The following is a 23,968-nucleotide window of genomic DNA, read 5'->3' on the forward strand; positions in this document are numbered from 1 at the left end:
TCACCGGCACATGCTGGCACATCCAGGCAGTGGGCGTGGCCCCGTGCGAGGCTGAGGCCATGAGCCAGCAACCAATTCCGCCCGCGGGCCTCCTCGCCGGACACACCGTCCTGGTCACCGGGGTCCTACGTCCCGCCTCCATTGCGACTGCCATCGCCGGCACCGCCCGGGGCCAGGGGGCGCGCATAGTGGTCACCGGTCACCCGCGCACACTGGGCCTGACCGAGGCGACCATGGACCGCTGCGGTGGAGCGCATGCCGTCCTCCCCCTGGATGTGGCCGACGCCGCCTCGCTGGCCGGGCTTCGGCAGCTGTTGGAACGGGTGGGGGTGGAACGCCTCGACGGCCTCGTCCACGCCATGGCACATGCCGACACCGCCCTGCTCGGCACCATGCTGCCCGCCCACACGGATGGCGAAACCGCCGCCGTGAAACCGGGAGGGCGCGGCCGCGGGCTGGAGGAGGCCTTCACCGTATCGGCGGCCTCCCTGCCGGCGCTGGTCGAGGCCTTGCGTCCCCTACTGACCTCCCGTGCCTCGGTGGTCGCCCTCACCTTCGACACCGGGCACGTGCATCCCGGATACGGCTGGATGGGGCCGCTTAAGGCCGCGCTGGAGGCGGCCGTGCGCGGCCTTGCCACAGAACTGGGGCCGGCGGGGGTGCGCGTCAATGCCGTCAGCGCTGGACCCTTGATCACTCCGGCCGCCTCCGCCATTCCCGGTTTGGATGCGCTGGCCACTCGTTGGGAGCGTGCGGCTCCGCTCGGCTGGGACCGCCACGACGCCGTCCCCGTCGCGCGCACGGCCGTCGCCCTGCTGTCGGACTGGTTACCGGCCACTACCGGCCAAGTCATTCCCGCCGACGGCGGCACCCCCCTGCGCCTGACGGTAGGGTATCCGCGTGACGAATGACTCCCCTGGGAAGATCCTGGTGCTGGTACGGCACTCGAAGGCCTCCCACAACGCCCCCACTGACCTTGAGCGTCCGCTCACCTCACGTGGACGCCTGCTCGCCGATGAGCTCGCCCGCGCCCTGGAGCGCCGGGTGCCCAGTCTTGACCTGCTACTCGTCTCTCCCGCCGCCCGCGCCCGCCAGACCGCCGGACCCATGCGCGAACGTCTGGCCCCCTCGCTAACGCGCGTGGAGCCTGAGATCTACCACGAGGGGCCGGGCGGCATTCTCCGCCTACTCCAGCCCCTGCCAGAGGCCACGCGACAGGTGCTGGTAGTCGGCCATGAGCCGACCGTCTCCGTACTGGCACACATTCTGCACGACACCGTCGATGACCTGGCCAACCAGGTCTCCTTCGGTATTCCCACCGCCACGGCGCTCGTGTTGCGAGTACCCGGCGCCTGGGATGGACTGGGTCCGCAGACCGCCCATCTGAGCGAAATCGTTACCGCTCCGCGCTGAACCGCGCCGGCCCACGGCGCCATTTCGACCGAACTCGGCGGTTATATCGACCGACCTCGGCGCGGTTGGCGCACTAGAGCAGCTCCAGTACCGCCGTCAGGTCACGCACGTGTACGGCGGCGGGAGCCGCCTCGGCGACTACCGGCTTGGCGCAGAAGGCCACGCCCAGCCCCGCCTCAGCGATCATGCCCAGGTCGTTCGCGCCGTCGCCCATCGCGATTGTGCGCGCAATCGGGACGCCGTCCTCCCTGGCCCAGTCGCGTAGGCAGCGGATCTTCTCCTCACGGTCCACGATCCGTCCCAGCACCCGACCGGTGAGCACGCCGTCGGCGACCTCCAGCCGATTGGCGGCCACATGGTCGATGCCCAGGCGCCGAGCCAGCGGGCACACGACCTCCTCAAAACCGCCGGAGACCACTCCGACCCGACAACCGCGCGTGTGCAGGGCCGCAATGAGCTCGGGCGCCCCGTAGGTCAATTCGACCTCCTCCAGCACCTCTGCGAACACCGTCTCGGGCACGCCTGCCAGGGTCGCCACGCGTTCACGCAGCGAGGTCGCGAAGTCCAACTCACCGCGCATCGCCCGCGCGGTTACTTCGGCAACACGCTCGCGGGTACCGGCGCGCTCGGCGATCAGCTCAATCACCTCCTGCTCGATCAGGGTCGAATCGACGTCCATCACCAGCAGACCCGGTCCCAGTGAGGACAGTTGCCCGCGGGCACGAGCACCGGATACGCGCGGTGCACCGGGCGGCGGGACGGGGGAGGGCATGGAGCAATGCATGGCCGGATGCTAACCAATGCCGTAGTCCGCAAACGCCGCCCCGGGCTCAGCGAAGTCCCGGGGCGGCGTAGCGATCACGCGGTTGGGTAGCGGCTCGGCTCAGCGCGTCACCCGCTGCCCCTTGGGTACGACGGTGATTCCGGACTCGGTCACGGTGAAGCCGCGCTCGCGGTCGTGCTCGGAGTCGACGCCGACCATGGCGCCCTCCTCGACAACGACGTTCTTATCCAGGATGGCGCGGTTGACAACGGTGTTGCGGCCGACACTCACCCCGTCCATCAGCACCGACTCACGCACCGAGGACCAGGAGTTCACTCGCACCGCGGGAGAGAGCACCGAGGAAATGACCTCGCCTCCGGAGACGATCACGCCGGGGGAGACGATGGAGTCGATGGCGTGACCCAGGCGCTCGTGATGCCCGTAAACGAACTTCGCCGGCGGCATCGAATTGGTGTAGCCGGCGTACAGCGGCCACCGGTTGTTGTACAGGTTGAACACGGGCGTGACGCTGATCAGGTCCTGGTGGGCCTCGTAGAAGGCGTCGACGGTGCCCACGTCGCGCCAGTAGTCGCGGTCGCGCTCGGTGGCGCCCGGAACCTCGTTGTCCTTGAAGTCGTACACGCCGGCGGCGCCCTGCGCAACGAACCAGGGGACGATATTGCCGCCCATGTCATGCTTGGAGGAGTCATCGGCGGCGTCGATGGTGACCGCCTCGGTCATGGCGCCCGCGTCAATGATGTAGTTGCCCATGGAGGCGAGTACTTCATCGGGGGAGTCCGGCAGACCCGGAGTCTCCTTGGGCTTCTCGACGAATGCCTTGATCTTGCCGGGAGCGTTGGGATCGGACTCGATGATGCCGAACTGGTCCGCCAGCTCCCGCGGCTGCCGGATGCCGGCGACGGTGCACGGCAGGCCGGAGGCGATGTGGTGATCAAGCATCTGGGAGAAGTCCATGCGGTAGATGTTGTCCGCACCGGTGATGACCACGTAGTCCGGCCGCTCGTCCTCAACCAGGTTCAGGGACTGGAAAATGGCGTCGGCGGAGCCGAGGAACCAGTGCTTGCCCACGCGCTGCTGTGCGGGCACCGGGGCGATGTAGTTGCCCAGCATGTCCGACATGCGCCAGGTGGCGGAGATGTGCCGGTCCAGGGAGTGCGACTTGTACTGGGTGAGTACGACCACCTTCAGGAAGCCCGAGTTGATCATGTTGGACAGAGAGAAGTCGATGAGCCGGTAGATGCCGCCGAAGGGTACGGCGGGCTTGGCCCGATCGACCGTCAGCGGCATGAGGCGCTTGCCTTCACCGCCGGCGAGGATGATTGCGAGGACGCGAGGAGAAGCCATGGGGCTACCCTACGGTGATTTTCGTCATCTTGGGAGGCGAATGGGACGATTGGATCGGAGTGCCTTCGGATCAAACGACAGATTCATCGGATCTGGCCGGGTGGCTCAACAGTCGGACTCGGCCCTGCGAAAACTGCGCGTCGGTCCCGGGTCGGGGATACTGTGTGATACACGACAAGGCCCGCCGGATGTGCATGGGTGCACGACCACGAAGGAGAGTGCTGTGACCGAGGAAACCAACATCAGTGACGGACTGCGAGTCGACCTGCTGACCAAGGAGTATCCGCCCTTCATCTACGGCGGCGCCGGCGTCCACGTCAATGAGCTCGCGAAGGTGTTGCGGCCACTGGCTGATGTGCGCGTGCACGCCTTCGGCGGCCCGCGCGAGCCCGGCACCGAGGGCGCCGACGAGGGGGTGACCGGATACCCGGAGGTGGCCGAACTCGACGGCGCCAACGCCGCCCTGCGCACCTTCGGCGTCGACCTGGAGATGGTTCCCGGCGTCGAGGGCGCCGATATCGTCCACTCCCACACCTGGTACGCGAACCTCGCCGGACACCTGGCGGGCCTGCTCTACGGTATCCCCCACGTACTGTCCGCCCACTCGCTGGAGCCCATGCGCCCTTGGAAGGCCGAGCAGCTGGGTGGCGGCTACGCTCTGTCCTCCTGGGCGGAGCAGCAGGCCTATGAGGGCGCCTCGGCGATCATCGCCGTGTCCAACGGCATGCGCGCCGACATCCTCAAGTCCTACCCGAATGTGGATCCCGAGCGCGTCAAGGTGGTCCATAACGGCATCGACCTGGCCGGCTGGGCCCGCCCTGAGGACGCCGAGTTCGAGGAGCTCGCCGCGCAGGTCCGCCAGCGCTACGACATCGACACCTCCCGCCCCACGGTGGTCTTCGTCGGCCGCATCACCCGGCAGAAGGGACTGCCGCACCTGCTGCGGGCCGTGGAGAAGCTGCCGGCCGAGGTCCAGGTCATCCTGTGCGCCGGCGCTCCCGACACCCCGGAGATCAAGACGGAGGTGGATGACGCCGTCGCCGCCCTGCAGGGCCAGCGCACCGGTGTGATCATGATCGAGGAGATGCTCCCGCACCGTGAGCTGCAGGCGGTGCTGGCGGCCTCGGACGTGTTCGTCTGCCCGTCGGTGTACGAGCCCCTGGGCATCGTCAATCTTGAGGCGATGGCCATGGGCCTGCCGGTGGTCGGTTCGGCCACCGGTGGTATTCCCGACGTGATTGTCGACGGCGAGACCGGCTACCTGGTCCCGATTGAACAGCTGCAAGACGGCACCGGCACGCCCATCAACCCCGAGCAGTTCGCCTCGGACCTGGCCGATCGCCTGACCGACCTGGTCATGGATGCGGACAAGGCTCGGCAGATGGGGGTGGCGGCCCGCAGGCGCGTTGAGGACCACTTCTCCTGGACCGCCATCGCCGACCGGACCATGGAGGTCTATCGGTGGGCGCTGGCCAACCCGCGGTGATGATGCCGACCGGGCGATGAACGGTGAGCGATGGCGGCGGTGCCCTCCGAGGTGCCGCCGCCATCGGTTTCTCAGTGCGTAGGAGACGGTAACGATTCGCCCTTGTGAGGGGGCGGGATGAGGACTACATTAGTTATATCGATCAACCAATCTGTTGGTGTGTCTGACGGGTCAAGGATGACGCCGTCACCGTGAGGAGCATCATGACCACCCCCTTCGATCAGTCCGTTAAAGCCGTCCGCGACGGAGCCGACCCCTTCGTCGAGGCCGCCGGCCTCTATGACCGACTCACTGCCGATGAGAGGCTGGGCCTACTTGACGGCGACGTGCCGTTCTGGCAGGGCATGGCTGACATGATGCAGGTCGGCTACAACTCCGCCCCCTACGTTCACGGAGCTGTCGAGCGGCTGGGAATCCCCGGCACGCGCTTCGTCGACGGCCCACGCGGCTGCGTCAGCGGCCACGGCACCGCCTTCCCCGTGTCTATGGCCCGCGGAGCGACCTGGGACGTGGACCTTGAGGAGCGTGTGGGTGAGGCGATCGGCACCGAGGTGCGCGCCGTAGGCGGCAATTTCTTCGGCGGCGTGTGCATCAACCTGCCCCGGCACCCCGCCTGGGGACGAATCCAGGAGACCTACGGCGAGGACACCTGCATCCTGGGGGAGATGGGCGCCGCACTGACGCGGGGAATCCAGCGCTACGCCATGGCCTGCGCCAAGCACTACGCACTCAATTCCATGGAGAACAAGCGATTCCAGGTCGACGTCACCATCGACGACGCCAGCCTGCACGAGCAGTATCTGGCCCACTTCAAGCGGGTAGCGGATGAGGGGGTGGCCGCCATCATGAGCGCCTACAACTCCGTCAACGGGCAGTGGGCCGGACAGAACCGGAAGCTGCTCACCGAGGTCCTACGTGACCAGTGGGGATGGGACGGCATCACCGTCTCCGACTTCATCTGGGGCCTGCGAGACGCGGCGACCTCGCTCAACAACGGACTCGACCTTGAAGAGCCCTTCGCGCAGCAGCGCGCCGAGCACCTGGGCCGGCAGCTCGACAGCGGCGAGACCAGTTGGGAGATGGTGCGGCGCGCGGGCCTGCGGCTGCTGGCGGCCCAGTTACGCTCCTACGCCCTGCGTGAGGACGTCCCCGAGGACGACTCCCTGCTCGCCACCGAAGCGCACCGCGCCCTCGCCCGTGAGGCCGCGGTGCGCGCCATGACCCTGCTCAAGAACGAGGCCGTAGACGGCGACCCGATTCTGCCGCTGTCGTCGCGTCTGGACACGATCGCCGTAATCGGGCGGCTGGCCACGGCCGAGAACATGGGTGACTCGGGCTCCTCCATGGTCCATCCGCCCAGCCATGTCACGCCCGTCGACGGCATCCGCTCCGCCTGTCCCAACGCCCGCATCCTGCTCGTCGAGGACGATGACCCGCAGGCGGCCGCCAGAGCCGCCTCCCAGGCGGACGTGGCCATCGTCGTCGCCGGCTTCGACAAGCACGACGAGGGCGAGTGGGTTGGCGGCGACACCATGCACGACCCGGTACTGTTCAATCTCTTCCCCCCACTGCCCGAAGGCGCGCAGGCACCGACCGGGGAGGCCAACGCCGTGATGACCGCCGGCTATGGGGGCGACCGTTCCCGTCTGACCCTGCGTGAGGTCGATGAGGAGATCATCAGGGCCGTTGCCGCCGCCAACCCGTGTACGGTGGTTGCACTGGTCGGCGCCGGCCCCATCATGATGGAGAATTGGCGCCACGAGGCTCCTGCCATCGTCATGATGTGGTACGCGGGCATGGAGGGCGGCCACGCGCTCGCCGACATCCTCCTTGGCAGGGCCAACCCGTCAGGGCGCCTGCCCTTCTCCATTCCCACGAGCGAGGCTCATCTGCCGGACTTCGATCGTGACTGGACCACGGTCACCTACGACCGATGGCACGGGCAGCGCTTGTTGGATCGTCTCGGCGTCGAGGCGGCATTCCCGCTCGGCTGGGGGCTGTCCTACACCCGCTATCGGCTCGAGGCGGCTGAGATCGCCGCCTCCACCGGCATGGGGGCGGAACGCGTACTCACCGTCAGGGCCCGCGTGGCCAACACCGGTGCTCGCGATGGCATCCAGGTCGTCCAGGTGTACGGGCGCGGAGGCACTCACGCCGACGAGACTCAGCTCCTCGGCTTCGCCACGGTGGCGGTCCCGGCGGGAAGGACGGCGGAGGTGGACGTCCCGGTGCGTCTCACGCAGCTGGGCGCCTGGGACCCGCTGGTCAAGCGGATTGCCCTGGCCGACGGACCGGTTGAACTCGACGTTTGCTTCCACGCGCACGATGCCGAGGCGATCACCCTGAGCGCTTGAGCACCGGCCGGGTCAGCGCGCCCACCACTCGGTGGCCGCACCGACCCCCTGGCGGGCAGTGGTCAGCAGCGGCCGCAGCACGGCCGCGCGCCGGTCGGCCTGCAGGGCCGTAACGGCCGCGCCGTCATCGCGCAGGGCCACGGTGCAGATCGCCTGCAGCCGCAGCGACCGCTCCAACAGCGTGCGACGGCGGGAATCGAGTGTCGGCGGAAGCAGGCGCGGATCGACGACGGCGGTGACCAGGTCATTGAGCGTGTCGGCCAGCTCCGGGCTCTCACGGGCCAGGTCGAGTTCAATCAGCGCGTCGATCGCCGCCTCGGTGGCGGTGTGTACGTCGCGGCGCGCCTGCGAGGGATCGAAGGGAGGCAGCGGCGTGAGCATCTCCTCCACCTGCCAGGACACGCAGGCGCCCGACGCCCGGGGCACCAGCAGCACGCTGCGCCCGGATACGGACTGCATCACAACACCCTGGCCGACCTCGACCGCGGCCGCGAGTGCGGGTACCGGGTCCGCAGGGGAGGGCAGAACCGCACTTGCACGTGCGAGCGGCCCGAAGTCGGTCACCCACTGCTCCAGACCGACACGGCCCAGACCCCACGGGGAGGCATCATCAACAGCCTCGTGCACATCGTCGCCCTGGACGACGGCCCGCCCCTGGGAGGAGGGGAAGGGAGCCCACAGGGCCAGCAGTACGGACACGGGCAGCGCAAGCGGATCCACGTCGTCGCACCCTATGCGAAATTAGGGCGGGCCGCACCATTGTGCAGGATAGGGTGAGCCCATGACCAGCGTGCTCCGTTTCGACGACGTCTCGCTTCACCGCGGCACCACCCAGGTCCTCTCCCACGTGAACTGGAGCGTGGACGAGGGCCAGCACTGGGTGCTGCTGGGACCGAATGGGGCCGGCAAGACCACCATCGCCCGCATCGCCTCCGCTGCGCTGTTCCCCTCCGCGGGCACGGTCGAGATCCTGGGCGAGCGCCTGGGACGCGTCGACGTATCCGAGCTGCGTCCCCGTATCGGTCTTGCCTCCTCGGCCCTGGCCGGTCAGGTCCTGGGGGGCGAGACCGCCCTGTCGGTGGTGCTGTCCGCCTCCTACGGCAGGATCGGCGTGTGGCGCGAGGAGTACGAGGACTTCGACGTCGAACGTGCCCGAGCTCTCCTGGATGTGCTGGGTGCCGGCGGCCTGGCCGAGCGCACCTGGGCGAATCTCTCCACGGGAGAGCGCAAGCGCATCGAACTCGCGCGTGCCCTCATGCCCGATCCGGAACTGCTGATCCTCGACGAGCCGGCCTCCGGCCTGGATCTGGCCGGGCGTGAGCAGCTGTTGGCGGCGTTGACCGAAATCGCCTCAGCCCCGGGAGCCCCCTCCATGCTGTTGGTGACCCATCATTTGGAGGAGATACCCATAGGCTTCACTCACGGCCTCGTCCTGCGCCGGGGACGACCCGTTGCCGTCGGGCCACTCGATGCCGTAATGACCGGCGAGGTGGTTACCGCCGCCTTCGGACTGCCGCTTGAGATCACTAAGGATCGTGAACGTTACACGGCCCGCGGTGCCAGCAGCGTTGACTAACATTCACGACTAGGGCGTCCGGCCCGGAAATCGGGAGTGGACTGATAACAGGAGGAAGCGATGACTTGGCCGTGGTGGATCGGAGCCGCCCTGGTTCTGGGCGTTATAGAGACGTTGACGGCGGATCTCACCTTCCTCATGCTCTCGGGCGGTGCCCTGGGCGCCGCCCTGGCCGCCCTGCTGGGCGCGCCCATATGGGTGCAGGTGATCGTATTCGCCGTGGTGGCGACGCTGCTGCTGGCGGCGGTTCGTCCCTGGGTCAAGCGGCACCTGGCCGCCACCACGCCCCAGATGCGCACCAATGCCCAGGCCCGCATCGGTCGTGACGCCACCGCATTGACCGCAATCGACTCCCGTGACGGTCGCATCAACCTGGACGGTGAGGAGTGGAGCGCACGCCTGGCCGCCGCCCCGGAGGCATACGGTACCAATGCCGGCGCGCACATAGCGCCCGGGGCGGGCGTGCGCGTGGTCGCCATCGATGGCGCCGTCGCCGTCGTCGTTCCGAAATGACTTCAATGAGCCCCGATAGTGATCACCGACGGCGAATCCGGGCGGGGAGGGGCGGGGTTCGGCCGATGACGGGCTTCACAATCGCGTATGCTGCTGGTCAAGTTTACGGAAAGGTCTACTCGTGATTGGATTCGAGGCCGTGCTCCTAGTGATTCTCGTACTACTGCTGCTGCTCGTGATCGTGGCCCTGTTCCGGGCGGTGCAGATCGTTCCGCAGTCCTATGCGATCATCGTCGAGCGCCTGGGTAAGTTCCAGGCCGAGTACGGCGCGGGCATGCACCTGCTGGTGCCCTTCATCGACCGTGTGCGCACCACCGTCGATCTGCGTGAGCAGGTCGTGTCCTTCCCGCCGCAGCCCGTGATCACCTCCGACAACCTGGTGGTGTCCATCGACTCAGTCATCTACTACCAGGTCACCGACCCCAAGCGGGCCACCTACGAGATCTCCAGCTACCTGCAGGCCATCGAGCAGCTGACCGTCACCACGCTGCGCAACGTCATCGGCGCCATGGACCTGGAGCAGACGCTCACCAGCCGCGACCAGATCAACGGCCAGCTGCGCGGCGTCCTGGACCAGGCCACCGGCCGCTGGGGCATCCGCGTGAGCAACGTGGAGCTGAAGTCCATTGACCCGCCCGCATCCATCCAGGGCGCCATGGAGCAGCAGATGCGTGCCGAACGCGACCGCCGTGCCGCCATCCTGACCGCCGAGGGCGTCAAGCAGTCCCAGATCCTCACCGCCGAGGGTGACAAGCAGTCCGCCATTCTGCGCGCCGAGGGCCAGGCCCAGTCCGCGATCCTCAAGGCGCAGGGTGAGTCGCGCGCCATCCTGCAGGTCTTCGATGCCATCCACCGCGGCAACGCCGACCCCAAGCTGCTGGCCTACCAGTACCTGCAGACCCTGCCGAAGATCGCCAACGGCTCCTCGTCCAAGATGTGGATCGTCCCGACCGAGTTCACCGCCGCGCTGGACGGCATTGCCGGCGCTTTGGGGGGCAAGTCCGGTGGCGGTCCCGGTTCGGCGGCCTTTGACGGTAGCGCTGATGGCGATGTGGGGGTGGATGTCTCCGGCATGGAGACGACGCTGGATATCGCAGGCGATCTGGCCGCCACCAGTTTGCAGGCTCCCGAGGAGGCCCTGGCCCAGGCGCGTGGTGAGGCCGCCTCCGCTTCACAGGAGGTCGAGGCCGCGGACACGACCCCGGGCACCGATCCCTCCGCGGCGCCGGCACCCAGGCCGCGGTCAGCCGAGCACTCCGGCGGTTCCAGGACGACCACGCCGCCCACCTCCGGCGGTCATGCCGAGGTTCCGCCCTCGGGCGATGTACCGCCGTCGATCCCACCCCTGGGCCGGGATGCGTGAGACGCGTCCCAAGCGCGTGACGGAAGTTGAGATAAGCGGGCGTCGGCGGACGACTGGTTGTAACCTCACGAAGTGCTCCTCAAGACACTTCGTCACTACCTGCGGCCGTACAAGGTCTCGTTGACGATCGTCTTCGTCCTCAAGATCATTGAGACGATCGCCGTTCTGTCGCTGCCCACCCTCAACGCCGACATCATCAACGACGGCGTGGTCACAGGCGATACGGACAAGATCTGGTCTCTGGGCGGGCGGATGCTCGCCATCACCGTGCTCCAGGGCGTTGTGGCGGTCGTCGGCACCTATCTCGCGTCCAAGGCCTCCATGGGGCTCGGCCGCCAGATGCGCAGGGACATCTTCAGCCACGTTCAGCGATTCAACCTGGAGGAGGTCTCCCGCTTCGGCGCCCCCTCCCTGATAACCCGCTCGACCAACGACATCCAGCAGGTACAGATGGTCGTGTTCATGGCGTCGGCCATGATGCTCATGGCTCCGATCATGCTGGTGGGTGGCACCGTGATGGCTTTGCGCGTGGACGTGCCCCTGTCCGCTCTGCTGCTGGTGCTCATCCCGCTGCTGCTGGTGGTGGTCGGTGTGCTCATGAGTCGGCTGCTGCCACACTTCCGGGTGATGCAGTCCCGCATCGACCGCGTCAACCTGGTCATGCGTGAGCAGATTCAGGGCGTGCGCGTGATCCGGGCCTTTGTGCGGCACCAGGAGCGCGGCGAGGTCTTCAGACAGGCCAACGACGACCTGACCGACACCTCTTTGCGCATCGGCCGTCTGTTCGCGATGCTGTTTCCGGCAGTGACGGTGATCATGAACCTGGCCTCAATCGGTGTGATGTGGTTCGGGGGGCTGCGCATCAACGACGGACTGCTGGAGGTCGGCGACCTGACCGCCTTCCTGAACTACATCATGCAGATCCTCTTCTCCGTCATGATCGCGGTCATGATGGTGACCATCCTGCCGCGCGCCCAGGTGGCCGCCGGGCGCTTCCAAGAGGTCATGGCCGTGGACCCGGCCATCAAGGCGCCCGCCGAGCCCAAGCACCTGCCCGCCGCCGGAGGCGGCCGGGCCGGGGCCCGCGGGCGCAGGGTGAGACTGGACAACGTCACCTTCCGGTACCCCGGCGCGGACTCCCGGGTGTTGGCCGAGATCAACATCGACATGGCGCCGGGCACCACCACCGCCTTCATCGGCTCCACCGGTTCGGGTAAATCCACGCTGGCCAATCTGCTGCCGCGGCTGCTGGATGTGACCGAGGGGTCGGTGAGCATTGACGGCGTGGATGTGCGCGACCTGGACCCCCACGAGTTGCGCGAGAATGTGGCCACGGTCCCACAGAAGGCCTACCTGTTCTCCGGAACCATCCGCTCCACACTGCTGCACGGACGGCAGGACGCCACTGATGCCGAACTGTGGGACGCCCTTGAGGCCGCACAGGCCGCCGGCTTCGTGCAGGCACTGGACGACGGGCTCGACCATCAGGTCGATCAGGGCGGTGTCAACTTTTCCGGCGGCCAGCGTCAGCGGCTCGCGATTGCCCGCGCCCTGGTGCGCAGGGCGGGCGTGTACGTCTTCGACGACTCCTTCTCCGCCCTCGACTACGCCACCGACGCCCGCCTGCGGGCCGGCCTGCCTCGGGCCACCGGCGGGGCGACGATCGTGGTCGTCGCCCAGCGCGTGGCCTCCGTGCGCAACGCCGACCAGATCGTGGTTCTGGACGAGGGCCACGTGGTCGGCATCGGCACCCACAACGCCCTAATGGACGCCTGCCCCACCTATGCGGAGATCGTCCTGTCCCAGATCAGCGCCGAGGAGGCCGCATGAGCCACGGACCCGGGCCTGGACCGGCCCCCAACCAGAAGGCGCAGGACTTCCGCGGCACCTGGAAGCGCCTGCTGCGTGAGCTGAGGCCCGAGCGGATGCGCATCGGCGCAGTCATGATCCTCACCGCGGCCGCGGTGGTCCTGAACGTGGCCGCCCCGAAGGTCATGGCCCGGGCCACCAACGTCATCTTCGAGGGGGTGCTGGGCAAGCTGCTGGCATCTTTCGGACTGCCGGCGGGCCTTTCCGGAGAGCAGCTGGAGCAGGTGCTGCGCACGTCCGGCCAGGACACCTATGCGGACATGCTCTCCGCCTATAACGTGGTCGTGGGGCGGGGCCTGGACGGTGGCGCCCTGATGGTGATCCTGCTGCAGACCCTGGCCCTTTACGTGCTCTCGGCACTGTTCCTGTGGTTGCAGGGCCGTATTCTGGCCGGCGTGATTCAGCGCACCGGGCAGCGCATGCGTGCCGAGGTGGCGGCCAAACTGGACCGGGTGCCGCTTTCCTACATCGATCACGGCTCCCGGGGAGACATGCTCTCCCGCGTGACCAACGACGTCGACAACATCACCCAGACTCTGCAACAGACCATCTCGCAGGCGCTCAACTCGGTCATCACGGTGATCGGCGTGTTCGCCATGATGCTGACGGTATCGGTGCAGCTGTCACTGGTGTCGCTGGCCACCCTGCCCGTGGCACTGATCATCACGCTGGTGATCGCCGCCCGGGCACAGCCGCACTTCACCGCGCAGTGGGATGCCACCGGGGATGTCTCCGGCGTCGTCGAAGAGGCCTTCACCGGCCACGAGGCGGTCACCCTGTTCAACTCCGAACAGACCTTCAATGAGCTGTTCGAGCGGGAGAATCAGCGCCTGTATGAGGGCTCCTACAAGGCCCAGTGGATCTCCGGGACCATCCAACCGGCCATGCGGGTCGTCTCCAACCTCAACTTCGTGATCATCGCCGTCATCGGCGGTGTGCGGATCACCAGCGGCCAGATGACTCTGGGTGACGTACAGGCCTTCATCCAGTACTCCCAGCAGTTCACCCAGCCCATCACCCAGCTGGCCTCCATGGCCAATCTGCTGCAGTCGGGCGCGGCCAGCGCCGAGCGGCTGTTCGAGATCATGGACGCCCCCGAGGAGACCGACACGGCCGCCGTCGCACTGCCCGAACGGGTGGCCGGCCGCGTCGTCTTCGACCACGTGAAGTTCTCCTACAGCCCCGACACCGAGCTGATCACCGACCTGAATCTAACGGTCGAGCCCGGGCAGACGGTCGCCATTGTCGGTCCCACCGGTGCCGGCAAGACCACCCTGGTCAACCTGCTGCTGCGGTTCTACGAGCCGCAGTCCGGGGCGATCACGCTGGACGGCATCGACATCCGGGAGCTTGCGCGTGATGAGTTGCGCGAGCAGATCGGCATGGTGCTGCAGGACACCTGGCTGTTCGAGGGCACGATCGGCGAGAACATCGCCTTCGGCGCCAAGCACGCCACCGATGAGCGGGTCAGGCAGGCCGCCAGGGCCGCTAGCGTGGACCACATCGTGCGTTCGCTGCCCGACGGTTACGACACGATCATTGACGACTCCGGCGCGGGCGTCTCGGCCGGCGAGAAGCAGCTGATCACCATCGCCCGCGCCTTCCTCGCCGACCGGCAGATACTGGTTCTGGACGAGGCCACGTCCTCGGTGGACACCCGCACTGAAGTGCTGGTGCAGAAGGCCATGGTCGGCCTGCGGCAGGGGCGCACCAGCTTCGTGATCGCCCACCGCCTGTCCACGATCCGTGACGCGGACACCATCTTGGTGATGGAGCACGGCGACATCGTCGAGCAGGGCAACCACGAGGAACTCATGTCTGCCCGCGGCGCCTACTACGAGCTGTACCAGAGCCAGTTCGCCGGGCCGGAGGCGGAGGAGGATGCGGCCGTCGAGACCGATCCCCTGTTGACCGTGTTGGATCGGGACGACAAGGGCAAGATGCGCTCGTGATCATTGCGCTCGAGCAACTTGACGACGCCGATCCCCGGCTGGCCGACTACACGCAGCTGACGGATGTGGCGCTGCGGCGCCGCCTGGAGGCCGAACACGGCCTGTACATGGCCGAGTCCACCAAGGTGATCTCCCGGGCGGTGGCCGCCGGACACGCACCCCGCTCCTTCCTGATGGCACCGCGCCACTGGGAGCAGATGCGGCCGGTGATCGCGGCCGCCACCGGCTGCGGCGGGAGCGACGACGGCGGTGATGTCCCTGTATTCATCGCCCCAGAGGAACTGCTGGAGACCCTGACCGGCTTCCACCTGCACCGCGGAGCCCTGGCGGCCATGCACCGACCCGCCCTGGTCGGCGTCACCGAGCTGCTGGCGGGCGCCCGGGGCGGGGCCGGGGCGCGACGCATCGCCGTCTTGGAGGATCTGGTGGACCACACGAATGTGGGGGCCGTCTTTCGCAGCGCCGCCGCCCTCGGCGTTGACGCCGTACTGGTCACTCCGCGCTGTGCAGACCCGCTGTATCGGCGCAGCGTGCGCGTGTCCATGGGCACCGTCTTCCAGGTCCCGTGGACGCGCATCGAGCGTTGGCCCGCCCTGGATGAGCTGCACGCGGGCGGCTGGACGGTGGCGGCGCTGGCACTGACCGATGACTCGGTCGGTCTGGACGACTTCGTCGCCTCGCCGGCCTGCACCGACCCGGAGGGGAGGGTGGCGGTGGTGCTGGGCGCCGAGGGCGATGGGCTGAGTCGTCGCACCATCGCCGCCGCCGACGCCGTCGTGCGCATCCCCATGGCCGGGGGAGTGGACTCCCTGAACGTGGCCGCGGCCGCCGCCGTCGCCTTCTGGGAGCTGCGGGCGCGGGCCTGAATCTAGGTTGGCGTGCGCCATATATGGGGCATGCAACGAGGACCTGGGAACCGTTGGTCCACCTCGGTCGGCTCTAAGAACTTCCTCCGCTGAGGGAAGCGCCGAGCAGGCTTCAGCTACGGGCTGCACGCAACCACGCCCAACGGAACGAAGCCATCAAGTCTCTGCGCCCATGTAACGAACGACAGCATGGCTAACGTAACGATTGTGTCCCGATGCCGATGTGCTGCTGGATGAGGTAGACGTCGCGGACCTAATCTAGGCACAAGCCTTGGGCGCCTGACCAACAAGGTGTGACCTGATCCACGACGACCGAGACGCTCGGTGGAAAGATAAGACGATGGTGGAATCTGACAAGAGCCGTTCCCTGACGATCGAGCATTTGCAGGCTACGATGAGCGACACTGGGGCCCCGCGGCGCCAACTGCCGGAGCGCGTTACCGGTGCGGAAGCCATTGCCCTGATTCTCGGGTATATGGGAACCAAGACTGTGTTTGCTTACGCAGGAACTTCAGAACTTGCCTTGTGTGACGCGGTCGATCGCCACCCTTCGCTTGAGCTAATCAACGGGAGAGGCGACAAGGAAAGCGCGTTCATGGCGGCTGGAGGGTGCCTCCTCCGGCCAAGACGTGCTGCCGCGATCTTGCACGGCGCGCGAGGCCTGACGAACGCGGCCGGTGCCATTGCAGACGCACGGAGGAGTGAATCAGGGACGTTGTTTGTCGTCGGTCTCCCCTCTTCAACGTCGGTGGAGTATCTGCCTCCACACGCGGAAAACGGGCTCATGCCCGCTATCGGTACATTTGTTGACTGGTGGTGGGAAGCGCCCGGCATGGATGTAATCGAGAAGAATCCTGAGACCGCAAGAACATTCTGCACGAAAGTCGTCGAGGCTGTTGAGTTCATCAGCCAACTGCCTGCTCGGCCTGCAATGATCGGCGTGCCGCAGGACGTTGCGGAAACCGCATGGATTCCGGCGAAGACTATCGTCGACACCGTGGAGCATAGCGCGGAGCCGCTACCCGATGAACGCGTCCAGTCGCCCGAGAATGGTGCCTTGACTGAGGCGATCAATCTCGTGAGGCAATCTAGAAAACCCCTGATCCTTGTGGATGACTATGCTCTAAGGTATCCAGGAATAATCGAAAGTCTCGACCTATTCTCTCGCCGCATCAACGCGCCGGTGCTGCAATTGCGCTACCGGCGTGGGCCGATGCTGTTCCAGCGCCTTCGGTCCGAACAGGTGAACAACTTTGTAGGATGGCTTAACCAATTCAGTGGAGAGCACTCAGAACTGCTCAGTGAATGTGACCTATTTATCACCGTCGAGGATCGGAATATCTACCAGCGGGTAGTAGGAGACCTTCCAAAATCACGAAGGATTGCGATTACGGGATTCCCCGAGAAGACCGCAAAAAACAAGTATATCCGCGATTCCGACCTCGTGGTGGCGGGTTCTCCTGCCGAGGCGATGGCGGCTGTCGCCGCCGCGTTCCCGGCCGCTGAACGTTCTCCTTGGTGGCAACTTGACATCGAAGAAGCGGCGCGAGTAACCCCCGAGCCGGCAAATGAACTCGTTGAATATCAGCGGACCGAAATCGTGCGAGCGCTGACCCTCGCGTTCCCCGACGAGCACAAACAGCCTGTTATAGTGGATGACAGCCAGATGTTCGGCGGACTGATTTCGGAGCGATATGACTTGCTACCGAGCAATATCCGCGTGTTTGGAAGCCACGGCGGATTCGTCGGTAGCGGTGTGTCGATGGCGACTGGCCTGGCGATAGTCGAACGAGAATGCTCCGTTCTGTGTACACTTGGCGACCAAGGACTAACGAACGCAATTCAGGGGCTAGTGTGTGCAGCGGAGCAGGAAGCGCCCATCACGTACATAGTGTGCAACAATGGAATGTCCGTGTCTCTAACCAAACAGTCTAGCGCCACGAATCCGAATTGGTTTGGCGGCGGCACGCGCGGGTATCTGAAAAATACGCCCAGGTGGTCGTACGTCGATCTCGCACGGGCCCTCGGAATGCTCGGGGTGAAAGTGTCCGTACCTATCGGACCCGACGAGCCGACTATATCCGCAGCGGCGGCGGACTTGCGCGACGCAATCCTCCAATGCAACAACCACAATGGGCCTAGTCTGATTGAACTTGCCCTTCCGTCGGATCCCGCGGCATGGCGCGGAATTTGGCTGACTCAAGGATTCGAACAGTTCAAGGTGGCTAAGTCATGAAGCGTGCAATTTTCCTTGACTCGGCGTCGTTGCGCGACGCCGAACACGCCGAAGAAATCGGATGTGTTGGCGGCATTACAATGAACCCGACACTGCTTGCACGAGAGCACGTTAGCGACGTGTATAGCCACGTCCGAGACATTATGGACATATTCTCCGGGCTGATAATGTATCAACCTGTTGCGGATCAGTCTGGATACCTAAAAGACGCATTAAAAGTAGCTGAACTGGCGCCAGAAAGAATATGCATTAAACTGCCCCCTCTCGAAGGGTACATGCGGACCGGTCGGCGTCTAGTTTCGGATGGATACGCTATTGCGTTGACCGCAGTTACCAGCGGTGAACAAGTTGCGATAGCCGAGGCGATCGACGCAAGCTACATAATTCCGTACGTCAGCCGCGCAGCCAATGACGAACGTGGGAGTGACAACATCGTCGGCGACATCATGGCTTACGGAACTGGCGGCGTTCCAGTGATCGCGGCGTCCGTGAAGAACATGCGTCAGCTTTCGGGCAGTTATATGCAAGGAGCCTACGGCGTCTCGACATCAATTGCCGTGATTAGAACATTGTTGTCCAATGAAATGGCGTTGGAAGCAATGCGGTCCTTTAACTCGGAATACGCGAATGACTGAAGACGTACAAGACGAATCAATTGAGAAGTTTGATATACTGATGGACATGACGCCGGCACGACTCCGGTCAATGTCGAATGAAGTCGCGGAGACGTTGGCTGGGGTCATACGGTCGTTTCTTGTAGAAAACGTCACCAAGACCGGCGGTCACCTGGGGGCGAATCTCGGAGCAATAGAGTTGACTATTGCGCTCCATCGGTCGTTTGACTCGCCAGCCACGCCCTTTGTATTTGACATCGGGCATCAATGCTATACGCATAAAATAATCACTGGACGTGCCCGCGGTTTTCGTGAGTTAAGACAGCGGTCAGGTTTGTCGGGGTTTCCTAGCCGTGCTGAGTCAGCGCATGACTTCGTGGAGAACAGTCATTCATCAGTTGGGCCTGGCTGGGCATTGGGGATGACACTGGGAGGTGCTAAACGTGTCGTGTTGATACTTGGTGATGGCGCTCTCACGGGTGGGGTAGCGTATGAGGGCTTGAACGCTATCGGCGTCGCTCGTGCTCCGGTGACCGTCATCTATAACGACAACGGGAGATCGTATGACGTCACTCATAGCCGCTTGTCTGCCGGTGAACGTGGCTCCTACGCCGGAGGAGCGAGGAACGTCAAAAGTTTCTTTGAGGCCCTAGGCTTTCGCTATTATGGACCCGTCGACGGGCATTCGATAGGCGATATGTCGGAGGTCTTCAGTCGCGCGCCTGAGGGAGAGCCAAGCATCGTCCATGTTCGCACGGTCAAGGGGCGTGGCTGGTCGGTCGCCGAGCAAGATGACATCAAGCGAATGCACGACGTAAGCGCACCCGGCGCGCAAAACGGTGGCAGGTCGTGGGGGGATCTCGTAGGAAGAGAACTTGTCCGACGTGCAGCTGACGACCCAAGGCTTCACGTGGTGACTGCAGCAATGCCCGACACGCTCGGCCTTACACCCTTCAAATTAAAGTTTCCTAAACGTTATCATGATGTCGGTATGGCTGAGCAGGTTGCCGTCAACGTGTGTGCTGGCCTCGCGATGCGAGGCATGAAGCCGGTATTGCCGATCGTTTCGACGTTCATGACGCGCGCTATCGACCAGTTGTTGTATGATGTTGGTCTTCATGGCCTGGGAGTGCTACTACTGGTCGATCGTGCAGGTGTCACGGGCCCGGACGGTCCTTCCCATCACGGTCTATTTGACGTAGGGTACTTGGCCAGGATACCGGGCACGCGCATATATGCGCCGCGGACAGAAGGGGACTTTACAAGTACGCTCGATACTCACCTTTCGAAATTGGAGGGGGGTTTGACTGTTGTGCGGTATTCCAAGGGTTCTCCGGTGTCCGGTTGCGATTACGGCGGTGATAAACCGCAAGATGCAACGACGATGATTATAGGTTATGGTGCTACTGGAGATATCGTGATGGAGGCGCGCCGAGTCTTGACCGAAGAACAGGGATGCTCTGGCATTACTGGTATGTGTCTTTCACGGGTGCACCCGATTCCCTCTGCTGCCCTCGAAAGGATGGCTCGTTGCGACCGTGTGTGGGTCGTCGAAGACACGCTGGCGTCATGTGGTGTGGCGGATGAGCTACGGCGACGGTTGGACACGCTGGGGTCAGGTTGCCTGGTTTCACAGATTGCGTTTCCGGACGAGTTTGTGCCGGCCGGAAGTCGTGGCGGTCTTCTGGCGGAGTATGGTCTGGAGGCGCGGCGTGTCGCCGCCACGGTGTTAGGTGGGAACGCCTAGGGCGGGGAGGACTCTAAATGGACGGGGAGCGACGGAAGCGCGATGTTTGGCGCGCAATATGTATTGGATGCGTCTGTGGGATGCTGTTTGGTTATGGTACCGGCGCGGTTGCTCCGGGACTTCCATACATAAGTCAATACCTTGGGCTTGATGCCGCCGGTTCGGGCGTTGTCGTCTCATGCCTTCTTGTCGCGGCGGCGCTCGCCTCGCCCGCGGCGGGCGTGATAGCTGATCGCTTCGGACGCGATACGGCGCTGTGTGTTTCTGCCGTGATCTATGGCATTGGTGCCTGCATATGGGCGATGTCGTCGGCGTTCTGGATGCTGGTCATCGGCCGGGTCCTGGTTGGCGTCGGTGTTGGCTCGGTGTCTTTCCTTGGACCGATGACCGTTGCGGAGCGGGTACCGAGCGAGATGAGGGGGCGAGCGGTGGGCGCCGACCAGTTGATGGTTACGGTAGGTATACTCTGTTCCGCGATTGCTGGCCATTTGTTGGGTAATGGGCGAGAGTGGAGGCTGGTCGCGCTGTTGCCGGTGGCCGGTGTTCTTGCTCTGATTGTGTTGGTAATGTTCCAGCCTAATAGGGTTGGCGGTCGCAGTAATGTGTCTGCGATTTCCAAGCCGGAAGGTGCTCGACGTCTGTTATGGGGCGTTCGGAGCGTCAGAAGGAGTTTCTTCGTCGCCGTGGTCTTAGCGGCTGGAGTGCATCTTACAGGCTTGAACGTGGCGGTGTATTACGCGCCGACGGTGATCGCCGGGGTTGGCGCCCGGCCCGCCGTTGCGACGGCGGGTTCCGCGCTAGTTGCGGTCGTTAATGTGTTCTGTACGATGCTTGCTTTGATGTTGATTGACCGGGTCGGTAGGCGGCCACTGATGATTGGAGGATTGATGATTATGGCCGTCAGCGCATCGGGCTTTGGCATCGTATCTGAATATGCGGGTTCCGTTGGGGGCACGATCGCGCTGTTAGCGGTTTTTCTCGCCGCCGGAGCTATCGGTCCAGCAGCGGTATTCTGGGTGTATGTCTCGGAGATTTTTCCTTTTGAGGTACGGGCAACCGCGGTTGCCTGGGCGACGTTCGTGCAGTGGATGACAGACTTCCTGGTGTCGCTTATCTTCCCGACCATGGTCGCCCGATACTCGTTTGCTGGTGCAATGCGTATTTTTGCTCTAGTGACACTCGGCACGATATGTGTGTCCTGGCTCTGGATGGCGGAAACACGGGGCCGGGACATGCCGGAGTTGGATGCATAATGGTGTTGAGTTTGTCTCCGGTACTCCGGCACAAGTTGTCGTTGGTAGGCGCGCTGATATTTGATCTGGATGGCACGTTAGTGCATACGCATGAGGCGCACGAACGCTCGTGGCGACGTGCGTTTGCCGGGGTAGGCTTACATATGTCGGGATCTTGGTATCATGAACGAACAGGTTTGACGGCGGATCAGCTTGTCAACGAAATGGGGCGGAACTATAAGACGCGGCTTAACGCGGCATCGATAAAGGCTGCGGAGTTGGCGTACTTCCTCGAGGAAACGCCAGCGCTGGTTCCGTTTGCCCCGGTTTTCTCCATCGCGAAGGAGTTTGGCGACACTTGCCATATGGCTGTTGCGTCGAATGGCGACGGCAAGACGGTTCAGGCGACGCTCGCGGGCGCCGGCATATCTGACATGTTTTCGGTGATCGTGACGGCCGACGAAGTGCAGCGACCTAAACCTTTTCCCGACCTGTTCTTGTTAGCGGCTAAGGGTATGGATGTTGAGCCAGGTGAGTGTCTTGCGTTTGAGGATTCTGATAGCGGTTTAGATGCTGCACGAGCTGCTGGAATGAGTGTTGTGGATGTTCGCACATGGGAGCTGCGGGATGCCTGTGGGTGCGTTGTTGAGGCTGAGTGAGCTACTTATATTAGGTCATGTGGCAGCGCTAACGTGTCACGCAAGGTTGCGTCAGGAGGGGTTTATCGGTATGGCGTGTTTAGCGAGGTCTTTAACGTGATGGGAAAGGAGTTCTCTTGCGAAACAATCGTCGGCGTCGGAAAGCCATACAACGGTGAGTCCTTGGAGCGCTGACAACAGCAAGCCGGCCATAACCTCACGGTCGGTGTCCCATCGCGTGTTGGTCTGCTTCGCCAGGCGTTCCACCACGTCAGCGAGGTAACGGCGATAGTATTCCTGAGTTTCCGCCGGAATGCTTGATAGCTCTGGGTCTCTGAGAGCGTATGCGAGCAGTTCTGAAAGTACAAGTTGTTCGTGCCAGTCTGCTTCGACATGGGACCAATAACAGGACAGCAGTTTGTGTAAGCCATCCTCAACGCTGGCTGACGCGTCAATTTCGTTCCATACTGAATCTAGGTTGGCGGGTACCTCTAACTTCATAATTTCGGCGATAAGTTCACGTTTTGATCGAAATGCATAGTGGAAGGCGCCTTGCGGCATGCCTGCCTCGGCGGTGATTGCTCGTGTGGTAGCTGCCATGAGCCCAGAACGCTTCATGACTCGTTTTGCAGCGTCGATCAGAAGCCGGCGACGCTCAGCGGCGGGTATTATGCGCCGAGGATTGGCCCACTCGGTCGTTGTTTTGCTATCGGTATTCACGCTTATCCTTTCAATGCTATTTGAGTGAAGCCCGTATTAGCGGTCGTGCGCAGAAATTGTGAAGTTGCATGTGACATCGGTCGCGGTGTGGGAGGTTCGGGGAAGCTAGTACTCGATCCTCGTGCGGAGGCTACCGACGCGGTGTGAGTCTACAGTCCCGTGGCAGGCCGAGCCGACGTCGACTAGGAGGCACGCGAGTCCAGCGCTGGGCCTAGACGGTCGGGGGATGAGTTTGGTGGCTCTTCCGGTTTGAGGGTGTGGTGGTGGGGTAGTCGCGGGTGCGCGTGTCGGGATGGTGGGTGTGGGTCGAGGTCCCCGATGATTGGTGGGCTTCTAAACACTACCGATCATGGAGACCTCGACATGGCCGAGACTACCTTTGCTGCCCCTGATCTTGCTAGTTTCCTGGGCCTGGATGCCCTGGGGCTTACCGCCACCGGCATGTGCCTGGAGCAGGAGCGGGCGCTGGTGGAGTGCCGCCTGCAAGCCTTGGAGGAGGATGCGTTCTGTAGACGGTGTGGGGCCCAGGGTGTGGCGGTGGGGACCGTGACCAGGCGGCTGGCGCACGTACCTGTGGGCTGGCGGCCAACCCACCTGCTGGTGCGGTTGCGGCGGTGGCGCTGCCAGGGATGCGAACGCGTGTGGAGGCAGGATGCCTCTCGTGCCGCCGCCAAGCGGGCTGCCCTGACTCTGGCGGCCGTGGACTGGGCGATCCGGGCCATCGGAGTGGAGTTCATGAGCGTTGCCCGTGTAGCGGCAGCGCTGGGGGTGTCCTGGGACACCGAGGGCGACGCCGTCCTTGATCGGGCTAAGAACACCCTCCTGAAGGACCCCAGCCGTCTGGAGGGTGTGGAGGTCATCGGGGTGGACGAGCACATCTGGCGGCACACCCGCAGGGGCGACAAGTACGCCCGCCGTCATCATTGACTTGACTCCGGTACGCGACCGGACGGGCCCCTCCCGGCTGCTGGACATGGTCGAAGGCCGTTCCAAGCAGGTCTTCAAGCAGTGGCTCGACAACCAGTCCGAGGCTTGGCGCAGCCGGATCGAGGTGGTGGCCATGGATGGGTTCACAGGGTTTAAGACCGCCGCCACCGAGGCCCTGCCCCAGGCGACGGAGGTGATGGACCCCTACCCGCGTGGTCGCCTTAGCCGGGGACAAGCTAGACGACTGTCGGCGCCGCGCCCAGCGCGAGACCACCGGCCTGACCTGTTTCAGCGTTAATGTCCGCTTGGGGCGGTTGGATCAGACATCATCGTG

Annotated in this window: 19 protein-coding genes and 1 pseudogene; 16 read left to right on the plus strand and 4 right to left on the minus strand. The window is 64.3% G+C overall.

Annotated features, from left to right (window positions below; translation table 11 throughout):
• Positions 1-59 precede the first annotated feature (59 nt).
• Both Q4A20_RS04240 and Q4A20_RS04245 read left to right on the plus strand, forming a co-directional pair.
• Positions 60-911 carry an SDR family oxidoreductase gene (locus Q4A20_RS04240; RefSeq protein WP_303120689.1) on the plus strand — a complete coding sequence of 284 codons (852 nt, stop codon included), beginning with the start codon at positions 60-62 and terminating at the stop codon, positions 909-911.
• A complete protein-coding gene (locus Q4A20_RS04245) occupies positions 901-1,413 on the plus strand; it encodes a histidine phosphatase family protein (protein WP_303120690.1) in 513 nt (170 codons plus the stop codon). Before Q4A20_RS04240 ends, Q4A20_RS04245 begins: the two co-directional genes overlap by 11 nt.
• 73 nt (positions 1,414-1,486) lie before the next feature.
• On the opposite strand, the gene serB is transcribed toward Q4A20_RS04245, so the two are convergent.
• Positions 1,487-2,092, minus strand: coding sequence for a phosphoserine phosphatase SerB (serB, locus tag Q4A20_RS04250; protein ID WP_303120726.1), 606 nt, complete (start codon positions 2,090-2,092; stop codon positions 1,487-1,489).
• A 204-nt stretch (positions 2,093-2,296) separates the two neighbouring features.
• Positions 2,297-3,541: a glucose-1-phosphate adenylyltransferase gene (locus Q4A20_RS04255; protein ID WP_303120692.1), complete on the minus strand. Its 1,245-nt coding sequence runs from the start codon at positions 3,539-3,541 to the stop codon at positions 2,297-2,299.
• A 253-nt stretch (positions 3,542-3,794) separates the two neighbouring features.
• Here Q4A20_RS04255 and glgA point away from each other — a divergent pair, with 253 nt between their 5' ends.
• On the plus strand, positions 3,795-5,027 hold the full coding sequence (glgA, locus tag Q4A20_RS04260) for a glycogen synthase (RefSeq protein WP_303120728.1): 1,233 nt from the start codon (positions 3,795-3,797) through the stop codon (positions 5,025-5,027).
• 203 nt (positions 5,028-5,230) lie between these two features.
• A complete protein-coding gene (locus Q4A20_RS04265) occupies positions 5,231-7,381 on the plus strand; it encodes a glycoside hydrolase family 3 C-terminal domain-containing protein (RefSeq protein ID WP_303120694.1) in 2,151 nt (716 codons plus the stop codon).
• A 12-nt stretch (positions 7,382-7,393) separates the two neighbouring features.
• Here the strand turns inward: Q4A20_RS04265 and Q4A20_RS04270 are convergent, their stop codons facing one another.
• On the minus strand, positions 7,394-8,101 hold the full coding sequence (locus Q4A20_RS04270) for a hypothetical protein (protein WP_303120695.1): 708 nt from the start codon (positions 8,099-8,101) through the stop codon (positions 7,394-7,396).
• A 61-nt stretch (positions 8,102-8,162) separates the two neighbouring features.
• Between Q4A20_RS04270 and Q4A20_RS04275 the strand changes: the two genes are divergently transcribed.
• The 11 genes from Q4A20_RS04275 (at position 8,163) to Q4A20_RS04325 (ending at position 22,008) form a co-directional block, all read left to right on the plus strand.
• Positions 8,163-8,957 carry an ABC transporter ATP-binding protein gene (locus tag Q4A20_RS04275; RefSeq protein WP_303120697.1) on the plus strand — a complete coding sequence of 265 codons (795 nt, stop codon included), beginning with the start codon at positions 8,163-8,165 and terminating at the stop codon, positions 8,955-8,957.
• 60 nt (positions 8,958-9,017) lie between these two features.
• Complete coding sequence (locus Q4A20_RS04280) at positions 9,018-9,470, plus strand: NfeD family protein (RefSeq protein ID WP_303120699.1); 453 nt, start codon at positions 9,018-9,020, stop codon at positions 9,468-9,470.
• A gap of 121 nt (positions 9,471-9,591) precedes the next feature.
• Positions 9,592-10,833, plus strand: coding sequence for an SPFH domain-containing protein (locus tag Q4A20_RS04285; protein WP_303120701.1), 1,242 nt, complete (start codon positions 9,592-9,594; stop codon positions 10,831-10,833).
• Positions 10,834-10,905: 72 nt separating this feature from the next.
• Positions 10,906-12,663 (plus strand): ABC transporter ATP-binding protein, encoded by a 1,758-nt coding sequence (locus Q4A20_RS04290; RefSeq protein ID WP_303120703.1) that lies wholly within the window; start codon positions 10,906-10,908, stop codon positions 12,661-12,663.
• Positions 12,660-14,654, plus strand: coding sequence for an ABC transporter ATP-binding protein (locus Q4A20_RS04295; RefSeq protein WP_303120705.1), 1,995 nt, complete (start codon positions 12,660-12,662; stop codon positions 14,652-14,654). The genes Q4A20_RS04290 and Q4A20_RS04295 overlap by 4 nt, the downstream gene beginning before the upstream one ends.
• Before the next feature lie 2 nt (positions 14,655-14,656).
• Entirely contained in the window at positions 14,657-15,520 is an 864-nt protein-coding gene (locus Q4A20_RS04300) for an RNA methyltransferase (protein ID WP_303120730.1), read from the plus strand.
• 340 nt (positions 15,521-15,860) lie between these two features.
• A complete protein-coding gene (locus tag Q4A20_RS04305) occupies positions 15,861-17,756 on the plus strand; it encodes a thiamine pyrophosphate-binding protein (protein ID WP_303120707.1) in 1,896 nt (631 codons plus the stop codon).
• The gene (locus Q4A20_RS04310; RefSeq protein WP_303120709.1) at positions 17,753-18,391 is read left to right on the plus strand and encodes a transaldolase family protein; all 639 of its coding nucleotides are present in this window, start codon (positions 17,753-17,755) and stop codon (positions 18,389-18,391) included. Before Q4A20_RS04305 ends, Q4A20_RS04310 begins: the two co-directional genes overlap by 4 nt.
• Positions 18,384-20,117 carry a 1-deoxy-D-xylulose-5-phosphate synthase N-terminal domain-containing protein gene (locus Q4A20_RS04315; protein ID WP_303120711.1) on the plus strand — a complete coding sequence of 578 codons (1,734 nt, stop codon included), beginning with the start codon at positions 18,384-18,386 and terminating at the stop codon, positions 20,115-20,117. Before Q4A20_RS04310 ends, Q4A20_RS04315 begins: the two co-directional genes overlap by 8 nt.
• A gap of 17 nt (positions 20,118-20,134) precedes the next feature.
• Positions 20,135-21,370, plus strand: coding sequence for an MFS transporter (locus Q4A20_RS04320; protein ID WP_303120714.1), 1,236 nt, complete (start codon positions 20,135-20,137; stop codon positions 21,368-21,370).
• The gene (locus Q4A20_RS04325) at positions 21,370-22,008 is read left to right on the plus strand and encodes an HAD family phosphatase (protein WP_303120716.1); all 639 of its coding nucleotides are present in this window, start codon (positions 21,370-21,372) and stop codon (positions 22,006-22,008) included. Before Q4A20_RS04320 ends, Q4A20_RS04325 begins: the two co-directional genes overlap by 1 nt.
• A 51-nt stretch (positions 22,009-22,059) precedes the next feature.
• Here Q4A20_RS04325 and Q4A20_RS04330 read toward each other — a convergent pair whose 3' ends face one another.
• Positions 22,060-22,707 carry a TetR/AcrR family transcriptional regulator gene (locus tag Q4A20_RS04330; protein WP_303120718.1) on the minus strand — a complete coding sequence of 216 codons (648 nt, stop codon included), beginning with the start codon at positions 22,705-22,707 and terminating at the stop codon, positions 22,060-22,062.
• Positions 22,708-23,070: 363 nt separating this feature from the next.
• Between Q4A20_RS04330 and Q4A20_RS04335 the strand changes: the two are divergent.
• Positions 23,071-23,968: pseudogene (locus Q4A20_RS04335) on the plus strand (ISL3 family transposase); the annotation flags it as partial.

This window comes from Actinomyces sp. (genome assembly GCF_030530635.1).
In the GTDB taxonomy this organism is placed as follows: domain Bacteria; phylum Actinomycetota; class Actinomycetes; order Actinomycetales; family Actinomycetaceae; genus Actinomyces.